Origin of the sequence: Nocardia inohanensis NBRC 100128 (genome assembly GCF_001612945.1) — a bacterium.
Classification (GTDB): Bacteria; Actinomycetota; Actinomycetes; order Mycobacteriales; family Mycobacteriaceae; genus Nocardia; species Nocardia inohanensis.
This window is the reverse complement of record NZ_BDBK01000019.1, coordinates 16,515-30,851: the sequence shown is the minus strand read 5'-3', so window position 1 is coordinate 30,851 and position 14,337 is coordinate 16,515. Positions and strand designations below refer to the sequence as shown.

The following is a 14,337-nucleotide window of genomic DNA, read 5'->3' as shown; positions in this document are numbered from 1 at the left end:
CTCCGAATTATGAGGATTCGGACTGAAAGTGCCGTGGCACCGCTTGCGGAGTCGGTTTCCCGCCACATCCGTTGGTAGTCTCGGCCCTCGTGCAGCGTCGCCGGTCGGGTGCTCGGCTGTCATGTTGTCGTAACGGACCTACTCGAACGCAAAGGACGAGCAGTTGAAGCTTCAGAAGACTGGACGAATCGCGGTCGCCACCCTCGCCGTCGTAGCCGCTCTCGGGCTCACGGCGTGCGGCAGCGGTGACAAGAAGGAGACCACCAAGCCCAAGGTGAGCACCTCCAAGACCACGAGCGCGGCCCAGAACTACCCGGCGGCGCCGACCGTCGCGGATCTCAACTCCGAGTTGCAGAAGGCCCTGGACCCGAACGTCCCGAACGCGCAGAAGCTCGACATGATGCAGGGCGTGCAGGCCGACCCGAACCTGCCGCAGCTGCTCAGCGACGCCTACAAGGCGAACAACGCCAGCATCACCGTGACCGGCGTGACCGACCTCGGCAACGGCACCCTGACCGCCGACGCCCAGGTCGCGGTGAACGGCGGCGCCCCGCAGAACGCGGTCGTGCCGTTCGTGGCCGAGGACGGCAAGTGGAAGGTCCAGAAGGAATGGATCTGCAACATGCTGTCGCTGGGCAACCAGACCTCGCCCGCTTGCAGCTAGTGCTTTCCTGACGGGCCGGGCCTCCCACCAGGGCGGGTCCGGTCCGTCGGTGTCCGGCCGAGCCTGCTTGCCGGACGCGGGGGAGCGGTTTCCCAGGAACGCCGCCTAATATCTCCGGTCGTGACCGACGTGTTGGAGAGAGCCGGGCAAGGCCCGGCCGGGAGAGCAGGTACCGCTGAAGTCGAACGGGCTCCCGGAGGCTGGCTGAAGCCGCTCGCTCTGATCGCCGGTTTGATCGCGATCCTGTCCGCGGTGGCGGTGCCGCTGCTGCCGGTACGGGTGGACGCGGCGACCATCGCGTGGCCGCAGGACAACTCGACGCGCAGCATCGAAGCGCCGTTGATGTCCTACGCGCCGGTGGCTTTCGATGCCACCATTCCGTGTTCGGCTGTGACGCAACTGGCTTCGACGGGCGGGACGCTGGTGGCGACCGCGCCCAACGGCGCACCGGACCTGGAGCGCTACGGCTTCACCGCGCGGGTCAAGGCCGCGAGCACCGGCGCCGACGGGACCGTGACGCCCGCCAAATTCGAAGCGGTGCTTCAGAATCAGGCGCTGGTCAGCGTGCCGGTGGAACAGCTGAGCCCGGGGTGCGAGTTCGTCGTGCACGCGGGGATGACCCAGACCACGGCGGTGCTGAGCGGTTCCACGCTCGCGCCGGTCACCCTCGGCGGCGATTACCGGCCGCAGCTGGTGGGCATCTTCAGTGATCTGCCGGTCGCCGACGGCACCGAGGTCACCGCCGAGGTCGACAGCCGGTTCTCCTCGCATCCGAGTCTGATCAAGACCATCGCCATCTGGACGGCGTTCATCGCCACCGTGATCGCGCTGTTCGCGCTCTACCGGCTGGATCGCCTCGACGGCCGCCGGGTGCGGCGGTTCCTGCCGCAGCGCTGGTGGACGCTCCGGCCCGTCGACGCCGTGGTGCTGGGCACGCTGGTGCTCTGGCATTTCATCGGCGCGACCACCGCCGATGACGGTTACCTGTTCGGCATGGCCCGCACCGCCGGTCACGCGGGCTATATGGCCAACTACTTCGGTTACTTCGGCGTCCCCGAAACCCCGGTCGGCACACCGTATTACGACCTGCTGGGCCGGATGGCCGAGATCAGCACCGCGAGCCCGTGGATGCGGCTGCCCGCGCTGCTGGCCGGCATCGTCATGTGGCTGGTGCTCAGCCGCGAGGTGATTCCCCGGCTCGGCGCGCGCATTCGCCACGACAAGCTGGCGGTGTGGACCGGCGGGCTCGGCTTCCTCGCGGTCTGGCTGCCCTACTGCAACGGCCTGCGCCCCGAGCCCATGGTGGCGCTCGGTGTCCTGCTGACCTGGGTGTCGGTGGAGCGCTCGATCGCCACCCGGCGCTTGCTGCCGTACGCGGTGGCCATTCTGATCGGCGCGTTCGCCTGCACCGTCGGCCCGTCCGGCATCATCTGCGTCGCGCCGCTGCTGGCCGGTATCCGGCCGCTGTGGCGCGCCATCGATCACCGGGCCAAGGCCATGAGTGCGCCCGTCGCCGCGGGCGCGGGGCTGCTCACCGGGCTGCGCGCCCGCTGGGTCGCGTACCTGGCGCTGGGTCTGCCGCTGATCGCCGCCGGTGCGGTGGTGCTCGCGGTCATGTTCAACGATCAGCCCATCTCGGCCATGTTCGAGATGCGCCGGGTGCACGATCTGGTCGGCCCGAACGTACACTGGGACGGCGAATACATTCGCTACCAGTACCTGTTCATGCCCACCATCGACGGCTCGATGTCGCGTCGCTTCGGCATGCTCATGCTGTGGCTCGGTATGGCGGCGTGTGCGTTCGTGCTGCTGCGCAAGGGCGGGCGGATTCCGTTCGCGGCCGCGGGTCCGGCACGGCGGCTGCTGGGCAGCAGTGTGGGCGTCATCCTGCTGATGATGACCACCCCCACCAAGTGGACCCACCACAACGGCATCTACGCCGGGCTGGCGGGCGCGGTGGCGGTGCTGGCCGCGGTGGCGGTCGGGCCGAAGGTGCTGCGTTCGCCGCGCAATCGCGCCCTGTTCGCCGCGATCGTGTCGTTCGTGCTGGCCATCTCGTTCTCCAGCATCAACGGCTGGTGGTATGTGTCGAACTATTCGATCCCGTTCAACGACAAGTCGGTTCAGGTCGCCGGGTTCGAGCTCAGCAAGGCATGGCTGGCCCTGGCGCTGCTGTTCCTGGCGCTGGCCGGTTGGTTCCATGTGCGCGCGCCGGAACCCGGTGCGCCGCAGCGCGTCTCGAAGCGCGGGCGGCAGTTGATCGCGATCCCGCCGCTGACCGTGGCGGCCGCGCTGATGGTGCTGCTGGAGGTGGCCTCGCTGGCCAAGGGCGCGGTGGCGCAGTATCCGGCGTTCTCGCTCGCCCGCTCGAATGTGGATGCGGTGCTGGGCAAGTCCGGCGGGCTGGCGCGGGACGTGCTGGTCGAGGTCGACCCCAACAAGGGCATGCTGACGCCGGTCACCGGCGACGCGTTCGCCGCCTTCGGCGCCGACGCAACGGGTTTCACCTCCGATGGCGTCGGCAAGGATCTGCGCGCCGACGACGAGATCGACACCGGCGGCGGCATGGACAGCGCGGTGAGCGGTCGCTCCGACCACACCGTGGACGGAACCACCACCACCGCACTGCCTTTCCGCCTGAACCCGGGCAGCACGCCGGTCCTGGGCAGCTACGGCAGCTCGGGCGTCTCCTCGCTCACCACCGGCTGGTACACGCTGCCCAAGGCCGATGAGCGCTCGGGCATCATCGCGGTCACCGCGGCGGGGCGGATCCGCTCGGTGAACAAGGACGGCATCGTCACCGCCGGGCAGTCGGTCGAAATCGAGTACGGCACCACCGGTCCCGACGGCGTCATGCAGCCGCGGGGCCGGGTCACGCCGATCGATATCGGTCCCGCGCCGACCTGGCGCAACCTGCGGGTGCCGCTCTCGGAGATCCCCGCCGACGCCACCGTGGTGCGCCTGGTGGCCGAGGACCGCAACGGGGACTCCAAACAATGGGTGGCCTTGACCCCGCCCCGCATCCCGCAGACCCGCACCCTGGACGCGCTGGTCGGCTCCGACACCCCGGTCCTCACCGACTGGGAAGTCGGCCTCCAGTTCCCGAACCAGCGGCCGTTCAACCACCGCTACGGCATCGCCGAGGTGCCCGAGTACCGCATCCTGCCCGATCGCGGCGGCGCGGGCATGACCACGCTGTGGCAGAGCCACGACGGCGGCGGCGCGCTCGGCTGGAGCTCGATGCTGTTGCGCCCCTACACCCTGGCCACCTACGCCAAGGACGACTGGCGCAATGACTGGGGCGAGTTGCAGCAGCTCGCCCCGATCGACCCGACGGCGGTGCCGGCCAAGGCGGAGATCACCACCGAAACCCGTTCGGCCAGATGGTCTCCCGGGCCGATCAACGTCACCGGCTGGCGCTGAACAACTCTCGTCGCTCTCAGGGGCAGGCCCCTGAAACCCCTTGCGGTCCTGGGCGCACAGCGGTCCGCACCCGTTTCGGCGCTGAAGCGGGGCGGAGAAACGAATCTCGGGATGATGCGGCTCAGCCCCGCACCATCTCGGTTTCGAGCAGAACTACGGGCCCGCGATACCGCTGAGTTTCCGGACCTGTGCGGCGGTCAGGGCGCTGAGCTGCTGCGAATCGGGCTCGACGGCGGCGGACATATTGATCTGGACCACCGTGGCGCCGACCAATGTCAGGCTCACCGCCGAATAGAGCGTGACGCCTTCACTGGTGGTGTGGACACGGAAAGCGGTCGAGGCGTCGCCCGCGTTCGGCTGTTCCAAACCGCCCAGCCGGAATTCGACTTTGGTGTTGTCCGCGTCCGTTCCGGAGTATTTCGCGCATTCCCGCAAGAGCGATTGCACGGCGGAGAAAGCTTGTGCGGCTCCGCCGTTCGCGTACGAGGCGGCATCGATATCTATGCTCGCGAAATTCGGGCCGCCGAACTGGGCCACCGCCGTGGCAGCGGCCCCCGGAGCCTGATCCGACACCGGCGCCAGCACTTTGGCGCACTGCGCGGGATCGGTGGTCGAGCCCGCTCCGGAACTGTTGCCGGGCGCGGGATCCGGGAAAGCGGTGTAGCCGCTGGGTAATTGGCCCGCGTCGAGCAGATCATTGCGCAGGGTCACCTGGTCGAGCGCGGCCCCGGACCCGGTGGGCGGCGTCACCGACGGACCGAAGCTCGGCAGCGGTGCACCCGAATCCTCGGTGCCACAGCCGGTCACGGCCGCCGCTACCGCCCCGGTGAGCGAGATCAGCGCGAGCAGTCGCCGGGTCATGCGCCCCACTGCACCTGGGTGCGCAGCGTCTGCCGCAGCACGACCGAGCTGTGCGGATCGCGATAGCTCTGCGTGCCGCCTACTTCGACCGCGCCCGAAACCGGCAGCGGCAGGCCCAGATCCACGGTCACGTCGCCGGTGCCGTACATGAGGTAGTCGACGATCTCCAGCTGCCCGGCCTCGTTGGGCAGATGCCACACCGTCGATTTCGGCGTCTGCACCACATTCAGCGCGATGGACAGCAGATTGCCCTCACGATGGGTCAGCGTCGCCGTCGTCACCTGTTCGAGCGGGACGCTGCCCGAGATCTGCTGCCGCACCGTCCACACCGCGCCCTCGCCGACCGGTTCGTCCGGGAACGCGATGGACTGGTACACCGCCTGATAGAACGCCTGCTCCAAGGCCGCGCGCGCCACATCGGTGGTGGCGGGCTTGGGCGAGAGCCGCAGCGCCGTGATCGCGCCCAGATCGCTGATATCGAACCCGGCCCGCGACCCGTCGGCGGGCAGCAGCGCCTTGGCCATGGCCGGATCCGGTGAGGTCACCGAACCGAGGGTGAGCTCCACCCCGTCGTTGCCGGCCTGCGCGGTCAGCGGAATGGTCACCGCGGGCGGGGAGAAGTCGCGCACCGCTTGGGTATTGATCTGCTGTTCGATGTGATGGTCGGTGCTCAAGGTCACCTGCTGGGTGGTGCCCGCCGCCACCGCCGGCCGCAGCGCCGCCCGCGGCTCCGCACCCGGTTCGATGACCGTGGTGGTCATGGTGGAGATCGGCACGGTCACCTCTTTGCCGAAACCGACCGGCTCGGTGCCGTCGGCATCGGAGGTGGTCTCCGATTGGCTGCTGCATCCGGCGCCGAGCGCGGATAGCGCGACCGCGAGGGCCAGCAGCAGAACTCCGGATCGAGCGCCGCGCTGGAATCCCGGACGCGCTCGGCCGGGTGAACCGGTACAGCGTGCGGTGGCGTGCGCCGAGCTGGGGGAGGAAGACAACACCGTCACGTCGAACAGGTTACGGCTCGTTCCTGATAATCAGCTTGGGATCGCGCCCGCGCCCGGGCAACCCATTGCGATAAGGAATGATGTGTCGCGTGAGTACCGACCGGCCGCGCGATCCCGAGGCAGAAGAAGCTGACGTACCCGTCACCGGAGAGGCGGCCGGCGCGGACGCCGAAACCCGCGCGGAGGCCGAGTCCGCGAGCGAGATGAACCGCTCGGATACGGCCGCCGCCGAAAAGGCCGGTGCCGCAGCACCGCACACGGCCGGGCACAAGCGACTGCCGTTGCTGCTGGCCCTGGCGGCCCTGGTGCTCGGCCTGGATCTGCTCACCAAGACCATCGTGGTGGCACAGCTGAAGCCGGGTCAGCCCATCTACCTCATCGGCGATTTCGTGCGCCTGAGCCTGGTGCGCAATCCGGGCGCGGCGTTCTCCATGGCCACCGGCATGACCTGGCTGCTGACCCTGATCGCGGCCGCGGTGGTGGTCGGCGTCATTCGCATCGGCCGCACGCTGCGCTCGGTGCCGTGGGCGATCGGCCTGGGCATGGTGCTCGGCGGCGCGCTCGGCAACCTGATCGATCGTCTCTTCCGCGCACCCGGCCCGCTCCAGGGCCACGTGGTGGATTTCGTGGCGGTCGGCTGGTGGCCGGTATTCAATGTCGCCGATTCGGCGATCGTCTGCGGCGCGATCCTGCTGGTGGCCCTGACGGTATTCGGTTTCGAGCCCGACGGCACCCGTGCCGGGCGGAACCAGGAGGACGAGAACGCGGAGGAGAAGACGGTATGAGGGAAACCCGGAGCATGCCCGTGCCCGACGGCCTGGACGGCATGCGTGTCGATGCCGGACTGTCGCGGCTGCTCGGCCTGTCGCGCACCGCGGTGGTGGCGCTGACCGAGGAGGGCGCGGTGCAGCTCGACGGCGTGGCGGCGGGTAAATCCGACCGGCTCACCGGCGGGGCCTGGCTGGAGGTCGAATTCCCCGAGCCCAAGCGCGAACTCACCGTCGAGGCCACGCCCGTGGACGGCATGAAGATCCTCTACGCCGACGACGACATCGTGGCGGTGGACAAGCCGGTGGGCGTGGCCGCGCACACCGGTGTGGGCTGGACCGGGCCGACCGTGGTGGGCGGGCTGGCGGCCATGGGCTACCGCATCTCCACCTCCGGCGCGCACGAACGCCAGGGCATCGTGCACCGCCTGGATGTCGGCACCTCCGGGGTGATGGTGGTGGCGCAGTCCGAGCACGCGTACACCCAGCTCAAGCGGGCGTTCAAGTACCGGACCGTGGAGAAGCGGTATCACGCGCTGGTGCAAGGACATCCGGATCCGAGCTCGGGCACCATCGACGCGCCGATCGGCCGCGCGCGCGGCAACGACTGGAAGTTCGCGGTCACCGCCGACGGCCGGCCCTCGGTCACGCACTACGACACCGTCGAAGCGTTCCAGGCCGCGAGCCTGCTGGACATCCACCTGGAAACCGGTCGCACACACCAGATCCGGGTGCATTTCTCGGCGGTGCGGCACCCCTGCTGTGGTGACCTCACCTATGGCGCGGATCCGCGGCTGGCCGAACGGCTGGGCCTGGAACGGCAGTGGTTGCATGCCCGGCAGCTGGGCTTCAACCATCCGGCCGACGGCCGCTGGATCGAGATCACCAGCGAGTACCCGGCCGACCTCTCGCACGCCCTGGATGTACTCCGTAGCGTGTAGCCGGTGAAACGTGCCGTAATCGCCGCGATCGCAGTGCTGCTCGTGGTGCTCGACATCGTGCTCGGGGTGGCGATACCGCCCCGTCCCGGTGTCATCGCCACCGATCGGCTGGGGCCGGATTACGGCGAGCGGATCGAGGAGTACCTGGTTCGCGCCCGGAACTCCTTGCAGGGCAACGATACCGGCCTGCACTGGGCGCTGATCTCGCTCACCGAGCGCGTCACCGCCGATCGGGTGCCCGGATACGCTGCCGGGCACCGGATTTCGGAGGTCGACTATCACGTGGCGATCGACCGGGTCGCCACGCCGATCGTTTCGATCGGGGTGCCCGCGGGCGAGGCGGCAGCGGTGCGGTCGATCGATTCGGCGGGCTACATCGTGGAATATCCACCGGTGCCGGCGGGCCGTCAGGCCGACGTCCAGAAGGTGGTCGCCGCCCGGTTGCACGCGCACTGCGCCTGTGTGGTCGGCATCGTCGTGCACGCCACCCTGCCCGATTTGCGGAACCTGGCCGCCCAGCCGGGAGTCCGTGTCGTCGAAGCCCTGCCGCCGGACGCCTCGGCCGGTGTCTTCGCGGTATCACCGCTGCTCCCGGAGTATTCGGCCACCGTCACCGCACCCGTGGACGACGGCCCGGTCCCGGTGAGCTGACCCGTGCGATGCCCTTTGATCTAGAACGTGTTCTAATTCAATGAGGTTGTGCAGTCGAAAGGGAACCGACGCGATGGTCGCATTCTTCGAGCAGGTGGACGGTCGCTTCGTCGCGACGACGATGTCGGTGAGCGCGTGGTCGCAGACCCAGCTGGCCGGCACCGCGGTCTGCGGCCTGCTCGCCCGCGAACTGGAAACCCACGCTCCCCGAGCCGATTTCATTCCGGCCCGCTTCACCGTGGACCTGTTCCGCCCGGTCCTGAACGAGCCCATCACCCTGCGCAGCGAAGTGGTCCGCGACGGCACCCGGGTCCGGGTCGTCGACGCCGCCCTGGTGCAGCACGACGAGGTCCGCGCCCGCGCCTCGGTCATGTACCTTGCCGTCGGCGAACAGCCGCCCGGGCAGGTGTGGGAGGCCGAGCGCGACCTGCCCACCCCGTCCTACGAACTGAACTCGCCCTACGGCGAAGCGCCGCACTTCAAATCCGGCGATCAGGACTGGACCCCCGACTTCGCCTCGGGGGCGAACAATCTCCGCAAGGCCGTCTGGCAGAACCTGCCCGCCCTGGTCGAGGGCGAACCCCTCACTCCCTTCCAGCGCGCCGCCTTCGTCGCCGACTGCACCAATATGGTCTGCAACTGGGGCACCGCGGGCGTCGGCTTCATCAACAGCGATGTGACCATGACCCTGTCCCGCCTGCCCATCGGTCACGAGGTCGGTTTGCGCGCCCAGGACCACATCTCGTCCGCGGGCGTGGTCACCGCCACCGCCACCCTGTACGACCGCACGGGCCCGCTCGGCGCCACGGTCATCACCGGCCTGTCCAATGCCCGCCGCCAGGTCGATCTGGCCGCCTTCGCCGAAAGCCGCTCCATCCCGGCCACCGTGAACTGAGATCGCGCTGATCCGAGTCGATTCAGCGGAAGCGCCAGCGGGTCGCGCCGTGCGGGTCGGTGAGGCCCAGGGCGACGGCGGTCAGCGGGTCGAACCGGTACAGATACCAGGGGCCGGGTCCGGCGCTCTGGGCGCTGTAGGGCGCGGTGACCGCGTCACCCGCGCGTGATGCGGGCCAGCCGCCCGCGTTGAACACCGCGGTGACCTGATCGAGTTCGGCGTGATCGAGGATGCGCGTCGCATCGCCTTCGAAGATCAGGTCGGCTTCGGGGAACCGGAAGGACAGGGTGCAGGCCGGGTTCGCGGCCAGGTTCCGGGATTTGCGGGTTCCGGGGCCGCTCGTGAAGTAGATGGACCCCTGGTATTCCACGGGTCCGATACCGGTCGAATGCGGACGCCCGTCCGGGTCGACCGTGCCCAGGAAAGCCGGTGTCTCGGGTAGCCCGATGCCCGCCTCGAAGTGCTTGCGGACCAGGCTCCAGGGCAGTTCGGCGGGCTCGTAGATATTGAGGTCGGTGGCTTCGATGGGATCGGGCAGCATGATTCCTCCTCGTTTCGGTGCTACGAGTCGAGACGGGCGGCGCGCGGCGGATTCATCGGTTCCGGCCCGACAAGTATGTCCCGGACCCCGGCGCTGTCGGATGACTGTGCAAGATTGGGGGAAGCTCAGCTGAGGAGAGGGGTCGTGAACCGATGGTTTTGACTGCCGAGCAGGCCGATCGGGCCCGGGGCGTGCTGTTGGGGACGGCGGCGGGGGACGCGCTGGGCGCGGGCTACGAGTTCACCCACCCCAAACCGGATGTGGTGATCCGGATGAAGGGCGGCGGCGCGTTCGACTGGGCGCCGGGCGAGTGGACCGACGACACGTCGATGGCGATCGCGGTGGCCAAGGCCGCCGCCGAGGTGGGCAAGCTGCACGAGGAAGCCGGATTGGACGCCGTCGCACGCGAATTCATCGCCTGGTGGGACACCCGACCCAAGGATGTCGGCGCGCAGACCAGCCAGGTGCTGCGCCACCGCAGTCTCTCGGGCCGCGAGATGCAGATCCACGCCCACGAACTGCACGGCCTGAAAGCCGGCAACGGGTCGCTCATGCGCACCGCCCCGGTAGCCCTCGCCTACCTCGACGACGAGCCGATCAAATGCGCCAAGGCCGCCGCCGTGGTCAGCTCCCTCACCCACTACGACCCCCAGGCCATGCAGGCCTGCAAACTCTGGTCCCTCGCCATCCGCCACGCCGTCCTGTACGGCACGTACGACGGTGTGCGAGAAGCCCTTTCGATCGTCGACGCCGGCTTCTGGGCGCCCCTGCTGGACAGCGCGGAACACGGTGTGCCGGAAGACTTCCCGAAGAACGGCTGGGTCGTGCACGCCTTGCAGACGGCCTGGTGGGCCATCACCCACAGCGATTCCCTGCCCGCCGCACTGGAATCGGCGGTGCGCGCCGGCGGCGACACCGACACCACGGCCGCCATCGCGGGCGGGCTGCTGGGCGCGCGGTGGGGCGCCTCGGCGATCCCGGCGGAGTGGGTGGAGATCCTGCACGGGTACCCGGGCTATCGCGCGAACGATCTGGTGACCTTGACCGAGCGGATCGTCGAACGCTGACTCGCGCGCCCGTCTGTGCGGGCGCGCGCATCGGCGAAAACCTCAGTCGGGCAGGCGGACCACGCCGTCGAGGTAGCGGCGGCAGCGGCCGGAGAGGCGGACTCGTTCGCCGGTGAGGGTGCATCGCAGCGCGCCGCCGCGGGAGGAGAGCTGGCGGGCCGACATGGTGGTGCGGCCGAGTTCCTTGGCCCACAGTGGTGTCAGCTGTGCGTGCGCCGAACCGGTGACCGGATCCTCGGGGACGCCGACGCCGGGGGCGAATACCCGGGAGACGAAGTCGATCTCGTCGCCTTCGGCGGTGAGGATGGCGGCGCGGCTGAGCTTCGGGAACTGGGAGAAATTGGGGCGGACGTCGCGGACTTCGTGTTCGGCGGTGACCACGAGGATGAGGTCGGTGCCTTCGTAGGCGCGCAGGGGGCGGACGCCCAGGGCCTTGGCGACGGCTTGCGGAATGTCCTCGTGCACACCGATTTCTACCGACGACACCACCGGCAGGTCGAGTACCAGGTCGTCGCGGTCGCGGTCCACGCGCAGCCAGCCGCTGCGGGTGTAGAAGTGGACGCGGTCCGCGCCGGGGTGCATGTCGTCGAGGATCTGGGCGGCGGCGGCCAGGGTGGCGTGGCCGCACAGGTCCACTTCGACGGCGGGGGTGAACCAGCGCAGGTGGAAGGCGGGTGAATTGTCCGGGGGCGCACCGGCGTCCACGGGTAGCGCCGAAGTGTAGAAGGCGGTTTCGGCGAGGTTGTTCTCCTCGGCGAGGTGCTGCAACAGCTCGTCCGGGAGCCAGTTCAGCAATGGCATGACGGCTGCCGGATTGCCCGAGAACGGTGCGTCGGCGAACGCGTCGATCTGGTGCAGGAGGACCTCCATGTCGCCCAAGGTACCCGTGGATTCAATGTCTGCCCAGGACAAGGCCGTTCACGGCGAGCCAAACCATGCGACCAGTTTGGATGTAAAGCAAAGGCGGCAGACCGGTTGGTCCGCCGCCGTGCTCGGTATTGCCGAATGTCGCTGAGATCAGCGCTTTTCGACGACCTCCTCGGGCGCCGCGGGCAGCAGGTGCGGCGTCTGTCCCCGCAAACGCGCCTGCACCCACCAGGCAACCTCCACCAGCACCACGCCGATGGCCCCGCACACGATCGCCGATGTCGTCAGCGCCACGTTCGAGGGATCGAGTTTGAAGAAGTGCCGGGTGAACGGAATGCTGAACAGGATCAGGTATCCCGCAACGGAACCCGCCACCAGCAGGATCTTCCACCAGTTCCACGGCCGCGCCACGATGGCGAGCACCCACACCGCGATGATCAGCAGCGTGATCAGCGCCGTGGTCCCGGCCTGCACCTTCTCGGTCTCGCCGGCGTCCGGGCCCTGGTACGCGATCAGATACGAGATGAACGTCATCACGCCGATCACCACGCCGGACGGAATCGCCAATCGCATGACGCGCCCGACGAATCCGGTCCGTGCCCGCTCGTTATTGGGCGCCAGCGACAGGATGAACGCCGGAATGCCGATGGTGAACCAGGCCGCGATGGTCACGTGCCGCGGCAGGAACGGATACCCGATCGCCTTGTAATGGAAGATCTGCGAACCGATTCCGGCGATGCCGATCAGGAAGGCCAGCACCACCGAGTACACGGTCTTGGTGAGGAACAGGTTCGAGACCCGCTCGATATTGCCGATCACCCGGCGGCCCTCGGCGACCACGTAGGGCAGGGTGGCGAACTTGTTGTCCAGCAGCACGATCTGCGCGACCGACCGGGTGGCCGGGCTGCCCGAACCCATGGCGACGCCGATGTCGGCATCCTTCAGGGCCAGCACGTCGTTGACGCCGTCACCGGTCATGGCGACGGTGTGGCCGCGCGATTGCAGCGCGCCCACCATGGCGCGCTTCTGATCCGGCCGCACCCGCCCGAAGACCGTCTGGTTCTCCAGGACATCGGCCAGTTCGTTCTGGTCGGTCGGCAGCTTCCGCGCGTCGACCGCGTGCGCACCGCCCTGCAAGCCGAGCGATTCGGCCACCGCGCCCACCGACCTGGCGTTGTCGCCCGAGATCACCTTGGTCGAAACGTGCTGGGAGGCGAAGTATTCGAGGGTGCCCCTGGCGTCGGGGCGCACCTTCTGCTCAAGAATGACGAGCGCGGCGGGGGTGACGTGGCCGGGCGCGTCCTTGGCATCGACCGGCCGGTCGCTACTGGCCAGCAGCAGCACCCGCAAACCCTGCGCACCGACCTCCTGTGCGACATCGGCGGTTTCGGAATCCGGATCCAGCAGCACGTCCGGCGCGCCGAGCAGCCAGTTGCCGTGCTCGCCGTAGGAGAACCCGCTCCACTTCTTGGCCGAGTTGAACGGCGCGATCCCGCTCACCTGCCAGCCCGGGGCATCGGTCAGCGCCTCCGCGATGGCCGCCACCGACGCGTTCGGGCGCCGATCATCGGCGGCCATGGCGGCGAGCACGGTGCGCAGCTCGCTCTCCGGAATGTCGCCCACCGCGCGGACTTCCGAGAGCCGCATGCCGTTCTCGGTCAGCGTGCCGGTCTTGTCCGCGCACACCACATCCACCCGGGCCAGGCCCTCGATCGCGGGCAGCTCCTGCACCAGGCACTGCCGCCGCCCCAGTCGCACCACGCCGACCGCGAACGCGATCGAGGTCATCAGCACCAGGCCCTCGGGCACCATCGGCACCAGCGCGGCCACCATGCCGTTGACCGCGGGCCGCCAGGATTCCTTGCTCGACACCAGCTGGTTGTAGATGGACAGCAGACCCGCCGGAATCAGCAGGTAGGTAATGACTTTCAGGATGGTGTCGATGCCGTTGCGCAGCTCGGACTTGACGAGGGTGAACTTGCTCGCCTCATCCGCCAGCTTGGCCGCGTAGGCGTCCTTGCCGACCTTGGTGGCCCGGTACGCGCCGCTGCCCGACACCACGAAGCTGCCCGACATGACCTGCGCCGCAACGCTTTTTTCGATCGGATCGGCTTCACCGGTGAGCAGCGATTCGTCCACCTCGAGCAGCTCGGCCTCGACCACCTCGCCGTCGACGACGATCTGATCGCCCGGCCCCAGCTCGATGATGTCGTCGAGCACCACCTCCTGCGGCGCGACCGCGGTGGCCTTGCCCTCGCGCCGCACCATCGGCTGCGCCTGCCCGACGATGGCCAGCTTGTCGAGGGTGTTCTTGGCCCGGATCTCCTGAATGATGCCGACCGCGCTGTTCGCGACGATCAGCAGCCCGAACATCCCGTCGATGATCGACCCGGTGGCCAGCACCAGAATGAACAGCACACCCAGGATCGCATTGATCCGGGTGAACACATTCGCCTTGACAATGTCACCGACCGACCGGCTGGCCCGCTCGGGCACGTCATTGGTCAACCCGTCCCGTCGCCGCTGCTCCACCTCGGCTGCACTCAGCCCCAACGTGGGTGGACTGGGCGTACTCGACTCCTGCGTCGTGATCGACATGCCGAACAGCCTAGATGCCTGTCCGGAAAACGCAGGTGAGCGGCGCTCGGCGGTCCGAGGA

The 14,337-nt window shown here is 68.6% G+C and carries 12 protein-coding genes; 7 read left to right on the top strand and 5 right to left on the bottom strand.

Annotation, left to right across the window (positions count from 1 at the left end; translation table 11 throughout):
• The first annotated feature begins 163 nt into the window (after positions 1 to 163).
• On the top strand, positions 164 to 664 hold the full coding sequence (locus NI1_RS34620; protein ID WP_067829991.1) for a WKL family lipoprotein: 501 nt from the start codon (positions 164 to 166) through the stop codon (positions 662 to 664).
• Between the two features lie 120 nt (positions 665 to 784).
• Positions 785 to 4,087 carry an arabinosyltransferase domain-containing protein gene (locus tag NI1_RS34615; RefSeq protein ID WP_084524190.1) on the top strand — a complete coding sequence of 1,101 codons (3,303 nt, stop codon included), beginning with the start codon at positions 785 to 787 and terminating at the stop codon, positions 4,085 to 4,087.
• A 153-nt stretch (positions 4,088 to 4,240) separates the two neighbouring features.
• On the opposite strand, the gene NI1_RS34610 is transcribed toward NI1_RS34615, so the two are convergent.
• Together NI1_RS34610 and NI1_RS34605 are read right to left on the bottom strand one after the other, a co-directional pair.
• Complete coding sequence (locus NI1_RS34610; RefSeq protein WP_084524219.1) at positions 4,241 to 4,948, bottom strand: hypothetical protein; 708 nt, start codon at positions 4,946 to 4,948, stop codon at positions 4,241 to 4,243.
• Positions 4,945 to 5,841: a hypothetical protein gene (locus NI1_RS34605; protein ID WP_084524218.1), complete on the bottom strand. Its 897-nt coding sequence runs from the start codon at positions 5,839 to 5,841 to the stop codon at positions 4,945 to 4,947. The genes NI1_RS34610 and NI1_RS34605 overlap by 4 nt, the downstream gene beginning before the upstream one ends.
• A 311-nt stretch (positions 5,842 to 6,152) precedes the next feature.
• On the opposite strand from NI1_RS34605, the gene lspA reads away from it, so the two are divergent.
• The 4 genes from lspA (at position 6,153) to NI1_RS34585 (ending at position 9,203) form a co-directional block, all read left to right on the top strand.
• Positions 6,153 to 6,734 (top strand): signal peptidase II, encoded by a 582-nt coding sequence (gene lspA / locus NI1_RS34600; protein WP_067830375.1) that lies wholly within the window; start codon positions 6,153 to 6,155, stop codon positions 6,732 to 6,734.
• On the top strand, positions 6,731 to 7,657 hold the full coding sequence (locus tag NI1_RS34595) for an RluA family pseudouridine synthase (RefSeq protein WP_067829985.1): 927 nt from the start codon (positions 6,731 to 6,733) through the stop codon (positions 7,655 to 7,657). The genes lspA and NI1_RS34595 overlap by 4 nt, the downstream gene beginning before the upstream one ends.
• A 3-nt stretch (positions 7,658 to 7,660) precedes the next feature.
• Positions 7,661 to 8,308 carry a hypothetical protein gene (locus tag NI1_RS34590; RefSeq protein WP_067829982.1) on the top strand — a complete coding sequence of 216 codons (648 nt, stop codon included), beginning with the start codon at positions 7,661 to 7,663 and terminating at the stop codon, positions 8,306 to 8,308.
• Positions 8,309 to 8,381: 73 nt separating this feature from the next.
• On the top strand, positions 8,382 to 9,203 hold the full coding sequence (locus NI1_RS34585; protein WP_067829979.1) for an acyl-CoA thioesterase domain-containing protein: 822 nt from the start codon (positions 8,382 to 8,384) through the stop codon (positions 9,201 to 9,203).
• A 22-nt stretch (positions 9,204 to 9,225) separates the two neighbouring features.
• Here the strand turns inward: NI1_RS34585 and NI1_RS34580 are convergent, their stop codons facing one another.
• Positions 9,226 to 9,744, bottom strand: a complete 519-nt coding sequence (locus tag NI1_RS34580) for a pyridoxamine 5'-phosphate oxidase family protein (RefSeq protein ID WP_067829977.1) — start codon at positions 9,742 to 9,744, stop codon at positions 9,226 to 9,228.
• Between the two features lie 152 nt (positions 9,745 to 9,896).
• Here NI1_RS34580 and NI1_RS34575 point away from each other — a divergent pair, with 152 nt between their 5' ends.
• Complete coding sequence (locus tag NI1_RS34575) at positions 9,897 to 10,811, top strand: ADP-ribosylglycohydrolase family protein (protein ID WP_067829974.1); 915 nt, start codon at positions 9,897 to 9,899, stop codon at positions 10,809 to 10,811.
• Between the two features lie 42 nt (positions 10,812 to 10,853).
• Here the strand turns inward: NI1_RS34575 and NI1_RS34570 are convergent, their stop codons facing one another.
• On the bottom strand, positions 10,854 to 11,681 hold the full coding sequence (locus NI1_RS34570) for a PhzF family phenazine biosynthesis protein (RefSeq protein ID WP_067829971.1): 828 nt from the start codon (positions 11,679 to 11,681) through the stop codon (positions 10,854 to 10,856).
• A 147-nt stretch (positions 11,682 to 11,828) separates the two neighbouring features.
• Positions 11,829 to 14,276 carry an HAD-IC family P-type ATPase gene (locus NI1_RS34565; protein ID WP_067829968.1) on the bottom strand — a complete coding sequence of 816 codons (2,448 nt, stop codon included), beginning with the start codon at positions 14,274 to 14,276 and terminating at the stop codon, positions 11,829 to 11,831.
• Between the last annotated feature and the right edge of the window lie 61 nt (positions 14,277 to 14,337).